Annotated in this window: 12 protein-coding genes; 4 read left to right on the top strand and 8 right to left on the bottom strand. The window is 63.1% G+C overall.

Going from position 1 to position 21,648, the window contains the following annotated elements:
- Positions 1–2: 2 nt before the first annotated feature.
- The 6 genes from JYG36_RS18290 to JYG36_RS18315 all read right to left on the bottom strand — a co-directional run bounded on the left by JYG36_RS18290 (position 3) and on the right by JYG36_RS18315 (position 10,176).
- On the bottom strand, positions 3–1,196 hold the full coding sequence (locus JYG36_RS18290; protein WP_093385163.1) for an acetyl-CoA C-acyltransferase: 1,194 nt from the start codon (positions 1,194–1,196) through the stop codon (positions 3–5).
- A gap of 18 nt (positions 1,197–1,214) precedes the next feature.
- Complete coding sequence (locus tag JYG36_RS18295) at positions 1,215–1,982, bottom strand: SDR family NAD(P)-dependent oxidoreductase (RefSeq protein ID WP_195883464.1); 768 nt, start codon at positions 1,980–1,982, stop codon at positions 1,215–1,217.
- 12 nt (positions 1,983–1,994) lie between these two features.
- Positions 1,995–3,647, bottom strand: a complete 1,653-nt coding sequence (locus JYG36_RS18300) for an AMP-binding protein (RefSeq protein WP_213601953.1) — start codon at positions 3,645–3,647, stop codon at positions 1,995–1,997.
- 133 nt (positions 3,648–3,780) lie between these two features.
- Positions 3,781–8,157, bottom strand: coding sequence for an NEL-type E3 ubiquitin ligase domain-containing protein (locus JYG36_RS18305; protein ID WP_213601955.1), 4,377 nt, complete (start codon positions 8,155–8,157; stop codon positions 3,781–3,783).
- Between the two features lie 44 nt (positions 8,158–8,201).
- The gene (locus JYG36_RS18310) at positions 8,202–9,239 is read right to left on the bottom strand and encodes an AraC family transcriptional regulator (RefSeq protein WP_213601957.1); all 1,038 of its coding nucleotides are present in this window, start codon (positions 9,237–9,239) and stop codon (positions 8,202–8,204) included.
- Between the two features lie 73 nt (positions 9,240–9,312).
- On the bottom strand, positions 9,313–10,176 hold the full coding sequence (locus JYG36_RS18315; protein ID WP_045202095.1) for a LysR substrate-binding domain-containing protein: 864 nt from the start codon (positions 10,174–10,176) through the stop codon (positions 9,313–9,315).
- Positions 10,177–10,288: 112 nt separating this feature from the next.
- Between JYG36_RS18315 and JYG36_RS18320 the strand changes: the two genes are divergently transcribed.
- From JYG36_RS18320 to JYG36_RS18330, 3 genes are all read left to right on the top strand, one after another.
- Entirely contained in the window at positions 10,289–11,395 is a 1,107-nt protein-coding gene (locus JYG36_RS18320; protein WP_195883460.1) for a 2-aminoethylphosphonate--pyruvate transaminase, read from the top strand.
- 56 nt (positions 11,396–11,451) lie between these two features.
- On the top strand, positions 11,452–12,279 hold the full coding sequence (phnX, locus tag JYG36_RS18325) for a phosphonoacetaldehyde hydrolase (protein WP_213601959.1): 828 nt from the start codon (positions 11,452–11,454) through the stop codon (positions 12,277–12,279).
- Between the two features lie 236 nt (positions 12,280–12,515).
- On the top strand, positions 12,516–18,386 hold the full coding sequence (locus tag JYG36_RS18330; RefSeq protein WP_213601961.1) for an NEL-type E3 ubiquitin ligase domain-containing protein: 5,871 nt from the start codon (positions 12,516–12,518) through the stop codon (positions 18,384–18,386).
- Positions 18,387–18,435: 49 nt separating this feature from the next.
- Here JYG36_RS18330 and JYG36_RS18335 read toward each other — a convergent pair whose 3' ends face one another.
- Positions 18,436–18,990, bottom strand: coding sequence for an NADPH-dependent FMN reductase (locus tag JYG36_RS18335; RefSeq protein WP_213601963.1), 555 nt, complete (start codon positions 18,988–18,990; stop codon positions 18,436–18,438).
- 150 nt (positions 18,991–19,140) lie between these two features.
- Here JYG36_RS18335 and JYG36_RS18340 point away from each other — a divergent pair, with 150 nt between their 5' ends.
- Positions 19,141–19,359 carry a hypothetical protein gene (locus JYG36_RS18340; RefSeq protein ID WP_038996154.1) on the top strand — a complete coding sequence of 73 codons (219 nt, stop codon included), beginning with the start codon at positions 19,141–19,143 and terminating at the stop codon, positions 19,357–19,359.
- Between the two features lie 6 nt (positions 19,360–19,365).
- On the opposite strand, the gene JYG36_RS18345 is transcribed toward JYG36_RS18340, so the two are convergent.
- Positions 19,366–21,621 carry an Orn/Lys/Arg family decarboxylase gene (locus JYG36_RS18345; RefSeq protein WP_213601965.1) on the bottom strand — a complete coding sequence of 752 codons (2,256 nt, stop codon included), beginning with the start codon at positions 21,619–21,621 and terminating at the stop codon, positions 19,366–19,368.
- Positions 21,622–21,648: the final 27 nt, after the last annotated feature.

Genomic DNA, 21,648 nt, shown 5'->3' on the forward strand with positions numbered 1-21,648 from the left:
CCTCAGTACAGACACTCGACGGCCATGGCCGTGGCTTCACCGCCGCCAATGCAGATGGCGGCAATGCCGCGATGCAGGCCTTTCTGACGCAGGGCTGCGAGCAAGGTAACCAGGATGCGCGCGCCGGAAGCGCCGATCGGGTGGCCCAGGGCGCAGGCGCCGCCATGCACGTTGACCTTGTCGTGGGGCAGGTCCAGGTGCTTCATCGCCGCCAGGGTGACCACGGCAAAGGCTTCGTTGATTTCGAACAGATCGACCTCGGCCAGGTTCCAGCCGGTGCGTTTGATCAGCTTGTCGATGGCGCCGATCGGGGCGCTGGGGAACAGCGCCGGGGTGTCGGCGAACGCCGCGTGGCCATGGATCACCGCCAGCGGTTTCAAGCCTTGCTTCTCGGCCTGGGAGCGGCGCATCAGCACCAGCGCCGCCGCGCCATCGGAGATGGAGCTTGAGTTGGCCGCGGTCACCGTGCCACCTTCGCGAAAGGCCGGCTTGAGCTGCGGGATCTTGTCCAGACGGGCCTTGGGCGGCTGCTCGTCGTCGCTGATCAGGCGCTGGGTCTTGCCCTCGGTGACTTCGACCGGGACGATTTCGCTGGCAAAGCTGCCGTCCTTGATCGCCTGCTGGGCACGGGTCAACGAGGCGATGGCGAAATCGTCCTGCTGCTGGCGGGTAAAGCCATTGCTTTCGGCGCAGTCCTCGGCAAAGGTGCCCATCAGCCGGCCCTTGTCGTAGGCGTCTTCCAGACCGTCGAAGAACATGTGGTCGATGATCTTGCCATGGCCCATGCGATAACCGCTGCGGGCTTTGTCCAGCAGGTAAGGGGCGTTGGACATGCTCTCCATGCCGCCGGCCACCACCACCTCGGCACTGCCGGCCAGCAGCAGGTCGTGGGCCATGATTGCCGCCTGCATGCCCGAGCCGCACATCTTGTTGAGGGTGGTGCAGGTGGTGCCCTTGTTCAGGCCGGCGCCCAACGCCGCCTGGCGCGCCGGGGCCTGGCCCAGGCCTGCCGGCAGCACGCAGCCGAACAGCACTTGTTCGACGCTGTCGGGGGCAACACCTGCGCGCTCGACGGCAGCGCGAATGGCGGCAGCGCCCAGTTGCGGTGCGGTGAGGCTTTTCAGCTCGCCCTGCAGGCCGCCCATGGGCGTGCGCACGGCGCTGACGATTACGATCGGATCATTGGCGAGGGTCATGTTTGAGTGCTCCTGAAATTACTTGGCGGCCATGCGCAAGGCGCCGTCGAGACGGATCACCTCACCGTTGAGCATGCTGTTTTCAATGATGTGGCGGGCCAGCGCGGCGTACTCCTGCGGGCGCCCCAGGCGTGGCGGGAACGGCACGCCGGCGGCCAGCGAGTCGCGCACTTCCTGGGTCATGCCGGCCATCATCGGGGTTTCGAAAATGCCCGGGGCGATGGTCATCACGCGGATGCCGAAGCGCGCCAGCTCACGGGCCGCCGGCAAGGTCAGGCTGGCAATCGCGCCCTTGGAGGCGGCATAGGCGGCCTGGCCGATCTGGCCGTCATAGGCGGCAATCGAGGCAGTGTTGATGATTACCCCGCGCTCGCCGTCAGCGCCCGCCTCGCCTTCAGCCATGGCCGCAGCGGCCAGGCGCAGCAGGTTGAAGCTGCCGATCAGGTTGACGTTGATCACCCGGCTGAAGCTTTCCAGGCCATGCGGGCCGTTCTTGCCCAGGACCTTCTCGGCGCCGACGATACCGGCGCAGTTGATCAGCCCGTGGATATTGCCGAAGGCGGCAACCGCCGCATCGATCGCGGCCTGGGCGGCGGCTTCCTGGCTGATGTCGGCCACCGCGAAGTGCGCCCTGGTGCCCAGCTCGCGGGCTTTGGCGGCGACCGCTTCGGCATTGAGGTCGACCAGCATGACCTGGGCACCGGCCTCGATGAGCATCTGCGCGGTGGCAGCGCCTAGCCCGGAAGCGGCGCCGCTGACGATGAAGTTGTTATTGGCAATCTGCATGATGTTGGTTCCTCAGGCGCTGGCGGTCGACGCCAGCGCGGCCTGTTGTTTGGCTATTTCCTGATTGCGCAGGATGAAACGTTGCAGCTTGCCGCTCGGCGTCTTGGGCATCTCGCTGACAAATTCGATTTCCCGTGGGTAGGCGTGGGCATACAGGCGCTGACGCACGTGCTGCTTGAGGGCCTCGGCCAGTGCTTCGCTCGGCTCTTGGCCTTTGGCCAGCACCACGAATGCCTTGATCAGCTCGGTCCGCTCCGGGTCCGGCTTGCCCACCACCGCGGCTTCGATCACCGCCGGGTGTTCGATCAGCGCGCTCTCGACATCGAACGGGCCAACCCGGTAGCCGGAGGTGGTGATCACGTCATCGCTGCGGCCGACAAAGCTGATGCTGCCGTCGTCGTTGAGCTCGACGGTGTCGCCGCTCAGGTAGTACTTGCCGACGAACGCCTTGGTCGGCAAACCCTGGTAGCCGGCAAACCAGCACAGCGGCGACTGCTCGCGGTCGACAGCGAGAATGCCCGGCTGCCCCGGCGGCAGTTCGTTGTGTTGTTCATCGAGCACGACGATGCGGTGACCGGGGATGGCGAAGCCGGCAGAGCCCAGGTGCACCGGGTGCTGCAGCCCATGGTGGTTGCACAGGACCATGCCCAGTTCGGTCTGCCCGTAATGGTCGTGAATGGTCACGCCCAGCTCGTCGGCAAACCAGCGGATCACCTGCGGGTTAAGTGGCTCGCCGGCGCTGCTGAGCACCCGCAGGCGGCCCTTGATCGGCGCGCTGAACTCGCTACCAGCGGCGATCAGCAGGCGGTAGGCCGTCGGCGAGCCGGCCAGGTTGCTGATGGCGTACTTGTTGATGACCCGGCAGGTGCTCTCGACGCTGAACGGCCCATCGAAAAACGTGGTGGCATGGCCCAGGGCAAGCGGACCGGTCACGGCGTAATAAAGCCCGTAGGCCCAGCCCGGATCGGCGAGGTTCCAGAAGCTGTCTTCAGGGCGCAGGTCGATGGCATCGCGCATGTAGCCCTGGAAGGCGACGATGGCCCGCAGCGGCACTTCCAGCGGCTTGGCCGGGCCGGTGGTGCCGGAGGTGAACATCAGCAGGAACGGTGCCTCGGCCCCCAGCAGCACCGGCTCGCAGTGATCACTGGCCAGCGCCAGTGCGCTGTGAAAGTCGATATCGCCGGAGCCTGGCGCAGCGCCCACGCAGATGACCGTCGGGCAGCTATGCACGTCGTCGAGCTTGCTGCGATTATGCGGTTCAGTGACGACTACCTTGGCTGCGGACTGCTCCAGCCGGTGCTCGATGGCCTTGGGCCCGAATGCGGTAAACAGCGGCTGATACACCGCCCCCAGGCGCCAGGTGGCCAGTACCGTGATCAGCAGCTCGGCCGTACGCGGCATCAACCCGGCAACCCGGTCGCCGACGCCCACACCCTGGGCCCTGAGCACATTGGCCAGGCGCGCGGCAGAATGTTGCAGTTGCTCGAAGCTGTAGCGCGCGCTGCTGCCGTCGCGGCCTTCCCAGTTCAGGGCAATACGATTGCCGCCGACATGCCGGTCGCAGCACTCGACGCAGGCATTGAGTGCCTCAAGGTTGCCCTGCAGGGCAGCCGCAGCGGTGTGCAGGTAGTCGAACCCTTGCGCCGCGGCGCGGTAATCACGCATCGCCAGACTCCTCGTTTGTTATTGTTGGAATAAAACGATTGGTCTGAAGATAGTCGCGCCAGAGCTGGCGCGGGACAATGGCCAAAGCTGTCAAAGTGGATGACTGGTTTGGCCGCTGGCCCTAACGCGACCACTAACTCTCGGCTTTTGTGACAAGCAAGGGCTTGGTCAACGCCACAATCAAGGCCTGTACCTTCTCGGCGCGCTCGACCGCCAGCACATCCACAGCAGCGTCGTCGTCCCCCGCCATGTCGGTCAGTTCCTGCAGCCGATCGACGAAGGGCTCTTCAACCTCCGCGAACGATTGCGGATAAGTGTCACGCAGATAATTGACCCAAAAATCCCGGGAAGCGATGAAGTCCAGCAGTTCATCTCCGGCTTCAGCTGTGCGTACTGTCCTGGCCGCGTCGTCGAGCTGACGCGAGGTTACCCCCGCCACCCCGCCAAACTGCATGTAACGTGGCTGGCCGGGCAGGTCCAGGGTCTCGGCCAGACCAACCCGATAGGCCAGGCTGACCTCCACCTCGTCGACGCCCAGGCCGCTGGCCTGACGCGCATGGATATCCTCCCGGGCAACCTGCTCGACACGCTCAAGGCGAAACAAGCGCCTGGCCACCCCAAGCAAGCGGCTGGCCTGGTTTTCCGAGCCAGGCTGCTGCTCGGCTTGCCACAAGAAGTAACCCACTTCGAGGCTACTGAAGCAATCCGAAACGCTGTCGACGCAGGTCCTTGCTGCCGAGGCCAGCTTGAACAGGGTCGAACGCAGCGTCTGGCTGTCTACCGCCTCTTCGACAAGGGCCCAGACCCGCCGGCTCAGGTCCTCGCGGTTCATCCGGTAGTCCGCAGTGCCGCTCAGCTCGCCGAGCAGACGCAGAAAACCTGCACTGTCCTCTGCCCGTGCGAGATCATCCCATTGCCCCGCACGCACTTCGTACACCCGCTCATCCAGGGTGGCCAGCCAAAGCGCACGAGCATCGACCGGCAGCTCGTGCTCATCCTCTTCTGGCAACTGCATGCCATCGAGCTCGGCCAGGCGTTGCCAGGTCGCCTGTGCCAGGGGATTGCCCTGCAAGTAAATGGCGTCACGGATTACCCCAGGGGTATGGAAAAAGCGCTCGGGCAAGGTGGCGATCAGATTGTTGCGCAAGTCGGCCTGCTCCAGGAACGGTCGGCTGAGCAACCCGCGCGGCAAAGCTTGCAGGCCGGTGTTGCGCAAGCTCAGTTCGCGCAAACGGTGCAAGGGCCGCAGGTTGAGGTTGCGCCTCAGCGGGTTGTTGTCCAGCACCAGCATACGCAGTTGGCTCAACCGGGCCAGTGCATCGACATCCATGGCCTGCAGGGCGATGTGGTTGTGTTCCAGCCTGAGGATGCGCAACCCCGACATGTGCTCGAGACCGGACGGCAACTGGTCAAAAAAATTGTTGCTCAGGTTCAGCCAGCGAGTGTTCGAAAACGCCCGGAAAAACGACGCCGGCAGCCTGCGCATACGCATGCCGACCATGACCACATCGACCACATGAGCAAAGCTGATCTCGCCCGGCAGATTGGGAAAGGTCGGGATATGCCGGCCAACAATGCTCAAGCGATAACCCTGGAGAATCCCGTTCGCGTCAATGATCGGCTCGCTTTGACGGCGCCAGCAGTGGCGCAGCGCTTCGGCCACGCGATTGCGTGGCGACAACAGCACCGTAGCGCTACCACTTGCTTGCGCAGGCGCTGCGGCCTCCCAGGTACTCAGCGTCTGATCGAGCACCTGATACTCCTGCTCGAGCCGCTGCAACTCCAGCAGCACTGAAGAGCCACTTTCGCGCAGACTGGCGATAAAGGCTTCGCGCTGCTCGGCATCAAGGCCGGGAAACAAGGCACACAAGCGGTTGCTGATACTTTGCGCCATCGCCTGCGCAGCCCCTCGACCACTCAGCAGATACCCTACGCGGCCATCTGCCAGGCGATGTCCCGGGTTGAACCAGCGCCGGATCGGCGCCAGGCCCAGAACCCCTTCCAGTTCGCTGGCAGCGACCGGCAGCTGGGCAATCAGGTCCGCGCGCATTTGCCCAAGCGCATGCGGCCCCTGCCATCCCAGGCCTTCACGCTGGGCATCATTCAACGAAGCGGCAATGACCTCTAGCAATCTCCCGCTCAGCTCGACGCCCTCAGCGCCATCTGGCTGATCGCCGTAGAGCTGGTAAACACCTCGCTGGTGGACGATGACCCTGAGCAGCCCAGGGCTGTCTTCGGGCTCCAGCCGGTCGAGCAAACGGCTGTAGGGAAAGCGGTCATGCAACGCCAGGTTCACCTCCTGCGGCCACCCCGGCAAACGCCGGAGCGCATAGAACACCAGGTGAGCACTGTCCAGCGAACCGCCGTAGCCAAGGTACAGACCTTCACGGGCGCGAGTCAGCTGCGCCATCCGAACCAGCATCCGCGCCTGTTCCGCCAGCCCCAGGGGTACGCGCGCCTCGGCTGCCATCAGCGCGCGCGCTTCATCGCTGGCCTGTGCAAGCAAGGCCAGGCCATAGGCATCGGGTAAGGTGGGGAAGTCCCGCTGGAGCGTTGCCAGCAGCGGGTCATCAGGCAAGTACCGTGTAGAAAGCGACACACCCTGCTGGTTCTGGGCGAAGCGCTCAAGGGTGTCGCGCAGGCCTATCGGCATCCGGCGGTTTTCCACCAGTATCCCGCGCAGCTCATCTTCATCGATAGCCGCCACCTGCAACAGCGCACTCACCTCGCTCACGCTCATCAGCCCGGCAGCGGGCCACAGGCGTTCGAGCAGATGCGACTGGCCCTGCCAGGCCAGCGGCCACTCATCACGCAAGCGCCAGGCGCGTTCGCCGTTGAACTCGACGACCGGCCCGTACGCGCCGGCACGTTGCTGATGAACCAGGCGCCACGGACCTTGCTGCGGTACCCGACGGACTTCGTAAACTTCGCCGCGTAGCGGCAGGTAACTGCGCCCGTCGGCCAGGTACAGGCCGCTATCGGTCAAGCGCGAGCCGGCGGGAATGCGCCCCAGCTGGTAAGAGCGCAGATCCCGGCGCCATAAGCGCGGCTGATTGCTTTCGAGGGTGACCGGCAACAGTGACTGGACAAAATCGCTGCGCTTGAACGCTCTGCCGACAATATGAATGCCAGCCCCCAGCGCTACCGTCACAGCCACGGTCTGGGCAACGCCGAGCATATGCTCGAGTGCTTCGCCGCGATGCCCGCGCAGCCAGTCTTCGGCCCCTTCGAACACCTCGCTCAAGGTCTGCAGTGCAAGATGCCCGAGCAACAACCCACCCACAGTGGGAACGAACAGGCCGACCAGGTTGAGTGCCGTCCAACCGGCCGCAGCCAGATCAGAACGCCACGCTCGGGTCGCCGCACTGTCGACATCGGCGCTCGGCACCGCCAGTACCCGGGCATCGGCCTTGATCCGCGCCAGTTGCAACTGACAGAGCCCGATGAACAATTCGCCGCGCAGGAGCGTGCCATTCAAATCCAGGTCAACGCTTGAATCGGTGAGCCTGGTTGCCAGCAACGTTGCAAAACCCGCACGCTGCTGCAAGCCGATCAACGTGCTGAAGTAGCCGCGATAAGCTTCGGATTCTTTGAGCAATTCAGCCAGCGCGGTGTTGAAGGCAAACCAGGAACGGTAACTGCGCAAAGGCTGCTGCCGATCGGTCGGAAAATACACCAACAACCCGCGAATCAGGCTGGCCTCGGTCCAGCGCAGCGCCCCTTGCGGCGGGTCGCCGCGCACTTCGAAAACCACCGCACCGCTAACCTGGCAGTTCAGCGCACTCAGTTGATAAATACGTACTTCCAACCCGCCATGGCTGACCTGGGATGCGCCCGAGACGACTTGCTCGAGCATCTGGTAGGCCAGCGCATCGATCTGCCCGCGTAAATGAGCGAGGCGCGCAGCCACTTGCAGGGCCAGGCGCTTTTCCTCGGCCAGGTCCTGCTCAGCCGGCGCGAAGACATCCTCCACATGCTGCTGGAAACGCCTGCCCACATCCAGCTCACGGCAGACGCTGGCCACTTTTTCGGGCGCATCGAGCAAAACTGTCTCGAGTTCGCCCGCAGTGACGATCGCTGTCCCGGCATAGTAGCTGCTCGCGGCTGTCTGGCGAGCGCCAAAGCCTTGCAGCAGGCGCTGCATCAAGGGCTGGGTGAGCAGAATCGTATCATCGCTAGGCAGCCCGATACCCTGGCTAGGCTTGAAGTCGCGCAGTACTTCGCGCCATTGGTCGCTGTCGAGGTTGCCCTGGTAGTTGAGCTTGTCGTGCAGTGCGTCTGCCAGCAACGGCTTGGCGAAAGCATCAATGGCCTGGAGTTCATCCAGGGTTGCGTGGACGGCTAGCTGGCTGTGCCGCAGCCTTGCGAAATCGTCGCGCAAATCATTGATCTGCTCGACGGAGGCGGTTCTAAGCCAGTCAGGCAGGATATGACCGATGAATTCATCGGTCACCCCGGGCTGGGCGATCGCAGGCGGTGTGGCTGGGGATCGGGTGGCAGGATTAGGCACGTTCAAGGTCCTGGGGGAATGGCAATCCTCCAGCCTAGAAACGCTTAACCATCACTGGCAGCATGAGGCGTTTCACCCTGGCCGATCAATGCCCGATAATGGCCCGGGTTGCAGCCATACCACTTGCGAAAGGCCTTGTAGAACGAGCTGCTGTCAGCAAACCCCAGGCGCTCGGCGATTTCGGCGAAGCTTATCTGTTCCTGGGCCAGCCAGGCGATTGCCAGCTCCTTGCGTACACTGTCCTTGAGGCCCTGGTAGGTGGCGCCCTCCTCGGCCAGGCGTCGACGCAGGGTCGAGGCCGATATGCACAGTTGCTGGGCCTGGGCCTCGGTTTCCGGCCAATCACCGGCGGGAAGCTGGCGCAGCGATTCCTTGATCCGCCGCGCCAGGCTCGCCGGGTCGCGGTACTTGACCAGAATATTGGCCGGCGCCTCGGCCAGAAAGCGCTGCAACTCTTCAGGCGTGCGCTTGAGCGGCAGGTCCAGGCAATCGGCGGCAAAGATCATCCGCGTGCGTGGCCGGTCAAACTGCAGGTTCTCCGAGAACATCACCCGGTAATCGTCGCAAAACGGCGGCTCGGCGCACCGCAGCTCAATGGCCAGGATCGGGATGCGCCGCCCGGCCAGCCAGCAGGCGACGCCATGCACAATCATCCAGAAGGTAAAGTAGGTGAAGGCCCGGCGCGGCTCATCCCGGGGCTCGCCGATGACGATCTCCGCCAGGCTTTGCTGGCGCACCAGCGCCGGCTGCAGGTGCTCGAGCATCAGCCCGAGAAACGCCAGGGCGCTTTCAAGCCCGGCGCCCAACGTGGGCTGGGCCATGGACGAACGGCACACAAAGGCCAGGCTGCCCGTGCGCAGGCCACGCGGGTCCATGCAGAAGAACTCATCGTGGCAACGACGAGCCAGCAGCCGCCAGAGCTGCGCGTAGGCCCCGGCGGGCACCCGCGCATCGGCCTGCTGCAACTGTTCGGGGTCGATCCCCACACGACTGAGCAGGGCCTGGCTCGCGGCGCCGGGGGCGCAGCTTTGCAGCAGCGCCTCGCGCACCAGTTGCATGGAGATGGTGTCTTTCTCCGCCATCAGCAGTCGTTCGCCTTGCCTGTAGTGTTTGCCCGCCATCTTAGGGGCCCGCCGGGAAAAAACCAGCCCCGCCTCATACCGCTGCCGCCAGGCTGAGAAACGCCTGGATCAGGCGCAGTTCGCGGCGTCGCTCCAGGCAGCCGATCATGTGCTGGTTGATCAGCCCCGCTGCGCCGATGGGCCGCGCCACCACCCGCGGGTCATGGCTGATCTCCAGCGACGAAACGATACCGATGCCCAGCTCGGCCGCTACCGCTTCAGTCACCGCCTCGCGGCTGTCGAGCTCCAGCAGCACGCGCGGCTGCACCTGGGCATCGCGGCAGGCCTGATCGAAGGTGCGGCGGGTAATCGAACTGGGTTCGCGCAGTACCATGATCTGCCGGTCCAGCTCGCCAAGGGGCAATTCCTCGGCGCTGGCCGCCCAGGCATGCCCGGCCGGCAGCAAGGCGCAGATCCGTGAATCGCCCAGGCTTTGCAGGTGCAGGCCCTTGCGCGACTCGACCTCGGTCATCACCGCGACATCGGCATGCTCGCTGAGCAGCGCCGCCAGGGTTTCCTGGGCGTTGCCCAGACGCAGGTTGACAGTGATCCCCGGATACCGCGCGCGCAGCTGCGCGAGCATCGGCATGACCCGGTGCGGGCCGTCGGCGGCCACTTCCAGGCGCCCGGTGAGCAACTGGCGGTTGGCCTCGAGCATCGCCTGGGCTTCTTCGGCAAGGCCAAACATCGCGCGGGTGATCGCCGCCAGGCGAATGCCCTCCTCGGTCAGCTCGACACGTCGCGCCGTGCGGCGCAGCAAGGTGATCTGGTAGTGCTCCTCAAGCGCCTTGACATGCCCGGTCACCGCCGGCTGGCTGATGAACAGACGGGCGGCGGCGCGGGTAAAACTGCCCTCACGGGCCACGGCATCGAAGGCGCGGAGCTGGAACAGGTTCATATCTATCGGCCTGACTTATGACTGGCATAACAACAAACAATTTGATTGATAAGGCACGGAATTGCAACGTAGGCCCCGTAGATTCAGCCCACCGCTTGCGAGGACTACCGGAATGAGTAACGCCCCTATCCTGCTGACCCCTGGCCCCCTGACCACCTCGGCCCGTACCCGCCAAGCGATGATGGTCGACTGGGGTTCATGGGACCGCGACTTCAACCAGCTCACCGCCAGCCTCTGCGAGCAACTGCTGGCCATCGTCAACGGTGCCGACAGCCACCATTGCGTGCCCCTGCAAGGCAGCGGCACCTTTGCCGTGGAAGCGGCCATCGGCACCCTGGTGCCCCGCGACGGCAAGGTCCTGGTACTGATCAACGGCGCCTACGGCCAGCGCCTGGCAAAGATCTGCAAGGTGCTGGGCCGCGCCTGCAGCACCTTCGAAACCGCCGAAGACCAGCCGACCACTGCCGCTGACGTCGACCGTCTGCTGAGCGCCGACAGCAGCATTACCCACGTGGCACTGATTCACTGCGAAACCAGCACCGGCATTCTCAACCCGCTGGCAGAGATTGCCGCGGTTATCGCCGGCCACGGCAAACGCCTGATCATCGATGCCATGAGCTCGTTCGGCGCCTTGCCGATCGATGCCCGCCAGGTACCATTCGATGCCCTCATCGCCGCCTCCGGAAAATGCCTGGAAGGCGTGCCTGGCATGGGCTTCGTCTTTGCCAACAAACAGTCGCTGGCCGCCGCCGAAGGCAACTCGCCGTCGCTGGCCATGGACCTGCATGACCAGCACGTCTACATGGCCAAGACCGGCCAGTGGCGCTTCACCCCGCCAACTCATGTGGTAGCGGCGCTGCACGAGGCCTTGCTGCAGTACAACGAACAAGGCGGCCTGCCCGCCCGCCACCAGCGCTATGCCAGCAACTGCAAGACCCTGCTCGACGGCATGGCCGCCATTGGCTTGCGCAGCTTCCTGCCCGCCGAGATTCAGGCGCCGATCATCGTCACCTTCCATGCCCCGAACGATCCGCGCTACCAGTTCAAGGACTTCTACGAGCGGGTCAAGGCCAAGGGTTTCATCCTCTACCCGGGCAAGTTGACCCAGGTCGAAACCTTCCGCGTCGGCTGCATCGGCTGCGTCGGCCCGGACGGCATGCAGGCCGCGGTCGATGCCGTGGCTCAGGTGCTGCGGGAAATGGAAGTGCTGGACATCTGATACCCCGAAGCCTTTTTACCCGATCAGCGCAACCACCCGCTCAAGGAACCCTGAACATGAACTACAACAACCCGACGCAATTGCAAGCCGCGATCCTCGACTGGGCCGGCACCGTGGTCGATTTTGGCTCCTTTGCCCCAACCCAGATCTTTGTCGAGGCCTTCGCCGAGTTCGACATCGAAGTGTCTATCGAGGAAGCCCGCGGGCCGATGGGCATGGGCAAGTGGGACCATATCCGCACCCTGTGTGACCAGCCGCTGATCGCCGAACGCTACCGCAAGGTGTTCGGCCGCACGCCGACCGACGCGGACGTCACTACCATCTATGAGCGCTTCATGCCACTGCAGATCGAGAAGATCGCCGTGCACTCGGCGCTGATCCCCGGCGCCCTCGACACCCTCACCGGGCTGCGCCAAGACGGTCTGAAGATCGGCTCGTGCTCGGGCTATCCGAAAGTGGTGATGGACAAGGTGGTGGCACTGGCCGCGCAGAACGGCTACGTCGCCGATCACGTGGTGGCCACCGACGAAACCCCGAACGGCCGCCCCTGGCCGGCCCAGGCCCTGGCCAACGTGATTGCCCTGGGCATCGATGATGTCGCTGCCTGCGTCAAGGTCGACGACACCGTACCAGGCATCCTCGAAGGCCGGCGCGCCGGCATGTGGACGGTAGCGCTGGTGTGCTCGGGCAACGCCCTGGGCCTGACCTACGAAGGCTACCGCGCCCTGGCCTCGGACACCCTCGACAGCGAGCGCAAGCGCATTCATGCGTTGTTCGCAGGCTCGCGCCCGCACTACCTGATCGACACCATCAACGAACTGCCAGAGGTGATCGCTGATATCAACCAGCGCCTGGCTCGTGGGGAAATGCCGCAGGCCGTGTAAGCACGTTGCACAGCTGATTGACCCAGCAATCTAAACAGGCAGGACAAGTTACCCAACTTGACCTGCCTGTTTGCTCATACCGCCCCGGGCAAGTGACAACAGGTGTTAGATATAGTCGTTATTGCCGCAAAATCACGATCTTTTCACCGACTTTTCCAACCAACATTCAACCTTTTTCCCTTGAGCTTTCCACCGTACGCTCAGTGCCTACACCTCAAGGAAGAAGGTTTTAATTCATGTCTGTTGACCTCAGCTCCCCTACCCGACCAACCGATTTCACACCCATCTCAAGCAAGCTACCCGCGTGGCTGATCAGCGCCCCTACCGCCACTCATGCTGCGCTACGCAAGGTCGACGTGCAGACATTGCCCTGGCTGGCTGATGCACGGCATACCGATGCGCAGACACTGGAACAGTTGCAAAGGGTGTATATCCGCCATCGCCGCCACGAGCAGCGGGTCCACGAGATACTTGCCGCACTTCCGGCCATCGAGTCCTATGCCGAACCCTTGTTGAAAGCCAAGCTGCAGGAGCGATTCGGCCTGGAGGTCGATGTGCACAACAGTTATCTGTTCCATGCCCGGCGCGTGGTCAGCGACGGCTCTTTCCTGACGTTGTCGCAGGATCCAGCGGTCAAGGCTGGTGTCGCGATCAAAGCCGCCACCCAATCGCTGCTGGCCTGTGCCCTGCAGAACTTCGAAGCCTGGGAAGCCGTGCCGGGCGCCATGACTGACGATCGCGGGCGGACATCGATTGCCTCGCGCATCTATTACTCCGACCCGGCGCTTAACCGGCCCGGGCGCTACCCCGACGAGTCGCCGCTGAATATCGTTCCCGAGCAGTTTGCTGCCCTGTGCCGCGAACTTGACCTGGGCGGTACCTACCAACAGTTGATACAGCGCGTACTCAACCCGGTGTCCGCTGCAGGTGATGCTGCCGACGCCGCCAGCGCCAACCTGCGCGCCGACTTCAAACAGCTCGAGCAATCGACGTTTCTTCTGCACACGCACATTGCGCGGTTGAAAAAAGCCATCAGCCCGCAGATGCATGGCGTATTGCTGGATATCGCTCGAAACAAACCGGTAGCACTGGACGGGGTAACGATAACCCGTAACTTTCTCAAACTCTGGGATGTCGAACTCAGCGCCATCGTTGTCTTCGGTAAAGACCGCAGTGCCAGCCAGCACAGCGAAAAGGTCGTGGTCTACATTCCCGATGACCCCTACGACCCGCTCAGGGAGTACCCCTCGCTTGCGCACTTTTTCGCGTCCCTGCGTGACAGCTTTCTGAAGCCGGACTACCAGCAGTTCTTTGCCCGATTTGTACCTGCACGCCAGCGCGCGCGGTTGTTTGCTCGCCTGCACCAGGCTTTCTATCCCAAGGTCTGGAACAGTGCCGCGGGCTACTACGAAGAAAAACTCGACCGCAACGCCAGCCTGCACCTGCGCGAAGGTACCTTTTTCGGCAACCTGCTCAACGCGCTGTACCAGCAAAAAATCACCCAGCTCAAGGACGATGCCCTGTTTCACGGCGTGCCCACGGCCGCCGAGGACCACAAGTCGCTGCAAGACAAGCTGCTGTACTTTGTCCAGACGACGCTCAACGTGCTCAATATCGCCGCGTTCGTGGTGCCGGTGCTCGGCGAGGTGATGCTGGCCGTCACCGCCGTACAACTGTGCAACGAAGTCTATGAAGGCATCGAGAGCCTGGCCAAGGGCGAGAGCCAGCAAGCCTGGGGCTACCTGATGGATGTGGTCGAAAACCTGGCGATGATCGCCGCCCTGGGAGGCCTCTCGGCGGCAGGGGGCGGCGCTGCGGTACAAGCTCCTGAGCTGGTCAGGCAGATGCAGAGCGTGCAACTGGCCGATGGCAGTACGCGCCTGTGGAAACCCGACCTGCAGCCATTCGCCCAAGACGTCAGGCTACCCGCCGAGTTGCAACCCAATGCCTCCGGGCTCTACGACTACCAGGGCCGACAATGGCTGGTGCTCGAAGGCCGCACCTACGCGGTCAAGCCGCCCGCTGCCAGCGCGCCCTACCGGCTGGAACATCCGTGGCGCATGGGCGCCTACGAGCCGCCTTTGCGCCATAACCAGGCAGGCGCCTGGCTGCAGGTTACCGACCAGCCGCTTGAGTGGGAAGGCATCCGCCTGTTTCGACGGCTCGGACATGCCGGCGCCGAGTTCTCCGATGAAGTCGCCAGCACCATCATGCGCGTCAGCGAAACCCATCAGGCACAACTGCGTCACGCATTGAGCGAAGGCCTGCACCCACCCGCCCTGTTCAGCGACACGCTACACCGCTTCCGTCTGGAACATGAGCTTGACCGCTTCACCCAGCTACTGGAGGCAGGAGATCCGCACGCCGAACCGGCCCTGCAACTGCAACTACTGGCCGAGGCGCCCGGCTGGCCGAACGGCCAAGCGCTGACCGTGCTCGATGAGCAGGGTAAGGTGCTTACGCAGTACCACAGCCAAAGTGGCAATGCGCTGCCCCGCCCCCTGCAGGTGCGGCTCGGTGGTGATGACGTTCTCGAAGCACTGATGCGGCAAATGACCAAGGCAGAGCTCGAAGGACTGCTGCAACACCCGCTGGGTTCAGGCGAGCCCAACTTCACCACAGCGAAACGCCAGTTACAGCAACAACTGGCGACCCAGGCAAAAACCCACAAAACCCGACTGTTCAATGAACGCTACCAGGCACTGCAAAAAACCGACGCTGGCCCGGTGCTGCAGGTCCAGCAATCCTTCAGCGGCCTGCCCACGGTGGTGGTCGAGGAACTGCTGCGCCACGCCAGCCCGGCAGAACTTGAACAATTGCGTGTCAATGCGCGCATTCCCATACGAATTGGCGAAGAAGCCCGTGCCTACCAGCATAAGCTGCGTCTGAATCGTGCGTATGAAGGGCTGTATCTGGACGCTGGCAGCAGTTCCGACAGCGAGCGGCTGGCGCTGCATACCCTGGGCACTCTACACGGCTGGTCGACCGACGTACGCCTGGAGGTCCGCGAGGGTTCAATCCAGGGGGCGCTACTCGACAGCATCGGCAGCAGCGAAGCGCCCATTCACAAGGTCCTGGTCAGCGATGGCACCACCTACCGTACCTACGATGCCGACGGGCGTCAGTTGCATGGCCGTGACAACCTTTATGCCGCAGTCCTGCACGCGCTGCCGGACGCCCAACGCAGTGCCCTGGGCTTTGCCGAGGTCAGCCAGCACGCAGCGCTCAAACAGGCCGTACAGTCGCAACCGCTACTGGCCCGGCACAGCTTGAGAGCCGTGCTGAAGATGCAAACGCTCAAGCCCGGCGCCCGCTCCCCGATGCGCCTGGCCGATGGCAGGCTAGGTTTCCCGTTGAGCGGACGCGGCAGGCTGGCGGGCTTCATCCTTGAAGAGACGCTGCTGGACAAGATCCGTCTGCTTGAATTCGAGCACGCCTTTCCCGAGCAGATCCTGCAGATGTTCTACGACGCGCAGTGGACCCGTGCCGACATCGACCAGCGCCTGGACCAACTGCTTGAAGAGCAACAAAGCCTGCGCAATCACCTTTCCAACTGGACCGATGCCGCCAGTTCAATGCCACCCTTGAGCGCTGCGCGCATGAACAGCCGCACACGCATCGCCGAGGCGTTGTGGCGTCACTGGCGCGCCAACAACCTGTCCGAGCTGAGTCAAGCCACCACCCCGTTGCAACTGGCAGACGTCTACCTGATCGACTTCCCAGCGCAATTGCCGGACTTTATCCAGCAGCGCGTGCGGGCCCTGGAATTGTGGAACGTGAACCACGACGAAGCGCTACCCAATCCGTTCATCAACCTGGACAACGAGCGTATCGGCCTGGGCCGGTTCTTCGAGCGCTTTCCCCAGGTGAGGTCTTTGGTCTATGGCCAGAGTATTGGCCAACCCAGCTATCCCTTCATCGGCCAGACGGTGCTGGAACATTACCCACAACTGCGCGAACTGAGCCTGATCGATACCCGGCTGTACATCGGCCAGACCGAAATCAACCTCTACCGGGGTTTCAGCCAGCTTCAACGCCTGGACCTGAGCGGCAACACCCTCAACATACTCGGTAACATCGACCTCAACGGCTTGAACCTGCAGTACCTGGGGCTGAACCGCACCAGCCTTCGCGGCTGGCCACAGTGGCTCGACAGCGCCAACCTGAATGCAATTGCCGAAGTCTCCCTGGCCGACAACCAGATCACCACGGTACCCGCCGCCGTGCTGGAAAACCCCATCGGTAGCGGGCATCACACCCGGGTTTCGTTACTGAACAACGAGCTTTCGCGGGACACCCTGATCCGCATGCGTCTGAGTGAAGGTGAAGGCAGACGCTTCAGCTTTGAACTGACCATTGCAGAGAATCTTCGCGCCATCCTGGATGTCATGACCCAGGAACGTGCGCAGCTGGATGAAGCCTTTGTGCAGTGGGCCGAAGCGTCCCACTCAGGCGCACCGCTACGCGATGAACAGATTGCCTCCAGGCGCCGCCTGGGCCGCCTGGTGCACGACTTGTGGAGCCACGAACCAACCCATGGCCACGTTGGCGCCTTGCGCGTCGAGGCAATTGCCTTGAACGACTTCCCCAGGCGATTGCCGGCGTTTTTCTATCATCGCCTGCGCAGGCTGCAGCTTCTGCGCGTGGGGACCCATGCCAGTGAATTGCACCAGTTTCTCAGTGACTTTCCTTACCTGGACAGTTTGCACATCGAAGGGCATGACACCCCGCTGGGCAGCTTGAATGCGGCGGTGCCGCAATTGCGGATGCTGGAACACCTGAGCCTGATCGACCTGGGCTTGAACATCGATCAGTCGGCGCTGGCAACGCTGCAACTCATGCCAGGGCTGACTGAACTGCAACTTGACGCAAATATTATCGGCGAGATTAGCGATGCTTCTGCATTACGTAACATCGAGCAGTTGAGCCTCAATAATGTCGGCCTGCAAGCCTGGCCGCAATGGCTGGACACGCTGCTGCCGGGACCGATGCAACGCTTGTCGCTGGTTGGCAACCAGTTACGCGAATTGCCCGAGCGCATTCTCGCCAACCCACGCACTGAAGAACATCACACTGAAATTTCCCTGACCGGCAACCCGCTGAGCCACGAGAGCATGCGTCGCGCGCACTTGTCCGAAGGTTCCGATCGCGCCTACGACTTCTATATGGACTTGCCGCCCGATATCCGTGCCCTGGAGCGTGAGCGGCACTATTCAAGCGATTCTTCCCCCTCTTCCGCTGAAGAGGCCGAATCCGGTGCGGATGTCTGGCTAAGCGGTGCCGAAGACCGTAGTGCGACACGCCGAGGTATCTGGCAACAGATCGAAGACGGCGCAGACGCCAGCGACCTGCTGGGGGTCATCAGCCACCTGCAACACAGCGCCGACTATCGCGATGCCAGCAGCCGCAGCGGCCTTACTGAGCGGGTTTGGGGCGTACTCGAGGTAGCCGCCAACGACACAGAACTGCGCCTGATTCTCAACGGCATGGGTGCCGAACCCCTGCAGCAGATCAGGCAGCGCGACACTTGCCCCGATGGCATACGCCTGGCGTTCAACCAGATGGAAATTCAGGTGTTCATTCGTCAATCGCTGCAGGGCGTTGCCGCCGAACAGCGGGGCAGTTCCCTGTACGCCCTCACCCGCCGTCTGTACCGGCTGGAGGCGCTGGACAACGCTGCCCGCGAACAGGCCGGTAGCCGCGACGAAGCCGAAGTGCGCCTGGCCTATCGCCTGCAATGGGCCCGTGAGCTGGACCTGCCGGTGCCGCCGAGCAACATGCTGTACCGAACGGCCGCCAACATTCGCCCCGGGAAACTGGATGCTGCGTTGAGCCAGGTGCGCCAGGGCGAAGGCGGCCAGGCCTTCCTCGACTTCGCCAGGGGGCGGGACTTCTGGGTGGATTACCTGCGCGAGAGCCACGCCGATCGTTTCATGGCGCTCAAGTCTGCCTACGAGGCCGAGGTACTGGAGCTATACGACCTCTATCCGGATGACAATCCCGAGCAGATTGCCGCACGTATCACCGCGCTGGAGCAACAGTTCAAGCGCAACGAAAGCAACCTGATCGAGGCGCTGACCAACCGGGCAGGGCAACAGCAACGCTGAACCTGCCTTTGCACCGGCCAGCCTTGAGCAGGGTGGCCGGTGCAATGCCTCAGTTCTGGTGGCGCTCGACCCACACGGCGAACTTGTCGATAAAAGTCTGCAGGAACGGCCGGGTCTTCTCCGACAGCTTGCCGTTGTCGTCAAACAGCGTTCCCGCCCCACCAATGTAGGCTTCGGGCTGCTGCATGCACGGCACATCAAGGAACACCAGCGACTGGCGCAGGTGATGGTTGGCACCAAAGCCGCCCACCGCCCCCGGCGACACACTGATCACCGCCCCGGGCTTGCCACTCCAGGCGCTCTGGCCATAGGGCCGCGAGCCCACATCGATGGCATTTTTCAACACTCCCGGCACCGAGCGGTTGTACTCGGGGGTGACAAACAGCAGCGCATCACTGCCGCGAATCTGCTCGCGAAACGTTTTGTAGGCCTGCGGCGGATTGACGTCGATATCCTCGTTGTACAAGGCCAGCTCGCCAATTTCGACGATGTGCAGCTTGAGGCTGGATGGCGCAAGCTCGGCCAGCGCGCGGGCGACTTTGCGGTTGAGGGATTCCTTGCGCAAGCTGCCGACGACGACGGCGACTGAATACACCTGGCTCATGGCAAATTCCTGATGTGATGAACAAAGGGAGTTGTAGGTATAGATGATCCGGCACGGGCCTGAAGTTTTTTTCCATACGGGCAAAACTTACCAGGCAAAACAGTGGTCTATGCCTGACAGATACTTATTTCTTCAGAGGTTGTACGGTAAATGACAGCAGTACTGGTCGGACAGTTTCATGCACGGGACGCCGAGGGCCGCATCTATCCCGTTCATGAGTTCCAGGAAGCCACCCTGCAGGCCGACGGAAGCGCCGCATCCCTGCCCATCACCACCTACAAGCTGGCAATCGGTGACCGGGTCAACCACCTGGGTGAGGACCGTTTTGAGCTGGTCCAGAGTGGCGTGGAAATCATCCGCATTCCTTGAGCCCGCTCAGGCCTTGATGCAATCGACGGTATAGACCCGTCCCTGCGCTGTGGTTTCATGCTGCAACCCATGGACATCGGCGACAAAACCGGGAAAGCCGCTGTCGAAGGCAGCAGCAAAGGCCAGGTAGTCGATGATCGAACGGGTCGCCTCGGTAAAGCGCTCCCCCGGCATGATCAACGCAATGCCCGGCGGATAGGGCACCAGCATCACCGCAGCGATGCGCCCGAGCAACTGCTCGATCGGCACCGCCTCGACCTCCCCGCGCACCATCTGGTCATAGGCATCGGCAGGTTTCATCACTACCTCCGGCAAACGCGTGAACAGGCGCTTGAGTTGCTTGGCCGTGGCATTGCTGCGGTAGCAGGCGTGCAACTGGTCACACAGGTCGCGCAGGCCCAGGCCCTGGTAACGCACTGGATCAAGCTGGGCGACGCAGGGCAGGCATTCGAGCAGGCGGGTGTTGGCATCGTAGTTGCGCTTGAACTCAAGCAACTCGGTCAGCAGCGTGCTCCATTTGCCCTTGGTGATGCCCATCGAGAACAACACCAGGAAGGTGTAGAGCCCGGTCTTTTCCACCACCAGGCCGCGCTCCCAGAGAAACTTGCTGACCACCGCGGCCGGGATGCCATGCTCGCTCAAGGCGCCGCCGGCACTGAGCCCGGGCATCACCAGGGTGACCTTGATCGGGTCGAGCAGCACGTAATCGTCACTGACATCAGCGAAACCGTGCCAGTCGGCCTGGGGCTGCAACAGCCAGTCTTCGGTGGCGAGCCGCCGTGCACCGTCCGCCAGCGGCGGCTGCCAGATGCTGAACCACCAGTCATCAGCGGCCATGTGCTCACGCAGGTTGGCCATGGCCCGGCGAAAGCTCAGCGCCTCATCGAACATTTCCTGCAGCAAGGAGCGCCCGGCCGGGCCTTCCATCATCGCCGAAGAGACATCCAGCGAGGCGAGGATGCTGTACTGCGGCGAGGTGGAAATATGCATCATGAAGGCTTCGTTGAAGCGGTCGCGGTCCAGCTGGCGGGCGCCGCCGTCCTGCACATGGATCATCGACGCCTGGCTGAAGGCAGCCAGCAGCTTGTGGGTCGAGTGAGTGCTGAACACCAGCGGGCTGTCGGCACTGCGCGAAGTGCCCATGGCGTAACGCCCGCGGAAGAACTCGTGAAACGCCGCGTAGGCATACCAGGCCTCATCAAAATGCAACACCTCGACACTGCTGCCCAGTTCCTGCTTGATCAGCTCGGCGTTGTAGCACAAGCCGTCATAGGTGGAGTTGGTCACCACCGCTAGCTTGACCCTGGGCGGAAGGCCACGGGCCAGGGGGTTGGCGTGGATCTTGGCGGCAATCGAGGCCTGGCTGAATTCGCTCAGCGGGATCGGCCCGATGATCCCCAGCTCGTTGCGCTCCGGGCACAGGTACAAAGGGATGGCCCCGGTCATGATGATCGCGTGGACCACCGACTTGTGGCAGTTGCGGTCGACCAGCACCAGGTCATCTCGACCGACCATCGAGTGCCAGACAATCTTGTTGGCGGTGGAAGTGCCATTGATCACAAAAAAGGTATGGTCGGCACCGAAATTCTTTGCCGCCCGCGCCTCGGCGGCCGCCAGCGGCCCGGTGTGATCGAGCAGCGAGCCCAGCTCAGGGACCGACACCGACAGGTCCGAACGCAGGGTGTTCTCGCCGAAGAACTGGTGAAAGGCCTGGCCGACCGGGCTTTTGCGATAGGCCACGCCACCGCCATGGCCGGGGGTGTGCCATGAGTAGTTCGATTGCGCGGTGTGCTGTACCAGCGCCTTGAAAAAGGGCGGCAGCAAGCCATCCAGATAACTGTGCGCGGCCCGCGCCACCTGGCGGGCGAGAAACGGCACGGTGTCTTCGAACAGGTAGAGAATGCCGCGCAGCTGGTTCAGCTCGCTCATGACATCGGCAGGGGCATTCTCCAGGGTCACCTGCTCGCCCAGAGCGAAGATCGGCAGGTGCGGTGCACGCACCCGGGCCAGGCGAATCAGTTCGACCATGTTCTGTAAAAGGTGAGTGTTTTCCCCAGCGCCTTCGGCAGCAATCAGCATGCACGCCAGGCCGTGATGGGTGGCGGCGACCAGGCGGCCTTCGGCGTAATCGACGGCCGGCAGGATGGTGAAGCCGTCCTGGGCCAGCTCCTGGGCAATTGCGCGAACACGCTCGCCAGCGACCGTATCGGCCTTGATGTCGCGATGCACGATGAGGACGGGGAACTTGAGGTCCTTGTACATGGGCGGGCGCTTCCTCCGGGTGACAGC

This window comes from Pseudomonas sp. SORT22, assembly GCF_018417635.1.
GTDB lineage: Bacteria > Pseudomonadota > Gammaproteobacteria > Pseudomonadales > Pseudomonadaceae > Aquipseudomonas.

What these genes read in the sequence shown, in the direction of transcription:
- JYG36_RS18320 (WP_195883460.1), top strand. Translation starts at nt 10,289, where the DNA reads ATGAGTAACGCCCCTATCCTGCTGACCCCTGGCCCCCTGACCACCTCG.
- JYG36_RS18330 (WP_213601961.1), top strand. Translation starts at nt 12,516, where the DNA reads ATGTCTGTTGACCTCAGCTCCCCTACCCGACCAACCGATTTCACACCC.
- JYG36_RS18290 (WP_093385163.1), bottom strand. Translation starts at nt 1,196, where the DNA reads ATGACCCTCGCCAATGATCCGATCGTAATCGTCAGCGCCGTGCGCACG.
- JYG36_RS18310 (WP_213601957.1), bottom strand. Translation starts at nt 9,239, where the DNA reads ATGGCGGAGAAAGACACCATCTCCATGCAACTGGTGCGCGAGGCGCTG.
- phnX (WP_213601959.1), top strand. Translation starts at nt 11,452, where the DNA reads ATGAACTACAACAACCCGACGCAATTGCAAGCCGCGATCCTCGACTGG.
- JYG36_RS18300 (WP_213601953.1), bottom strand. Translation starts at nt 3,647, where the DNA reads ATGCGTGATTACCGCGCCGCGGCGCAAGGGTTCGACTACCTGCACACC.
- JYG36_RS18295 (WP_195883464.1), bottom strand. Translation starts at nt 1,982, where the DNA reads ATGCAGATTGCCAATAACAACTTCATCGTCAGCGGCGCCGCTTCCGGG.
- JYG36_RS18315 (WP_045202095.1), bottom strand. Translation starts at nt 10,176, where the DNA reads ATGAACCTGTTCCAGCTCCGCGCCTTCGATGCCGTGGCCCGTGAGGGC.
- JYG36_RS18345 (WP_213601965.1), bottom strand. Translation starts at nt 21,621, where the DNA reads ATGTACAAGGACCTCAAGTTCCCCGTCCTCATCGTGCATCGCGACATC.
- JYG36_RS18335 (WP_213601963.1), bottom strand. Translation starts at nt 18,990, where the DNA reads ATGAGCCAGGTGTATTCAGTCGCCGTCGTCGTCGGCAGCTTGCGCAAG.
- JYG36_RS18340 (WP_038996154.1), top strand. Translation starts at nt 19,141, where the DNA reads ATGACAGCAGTACTGGTCGGACAGTTTCATGCACGGGACGCCGAGGGC.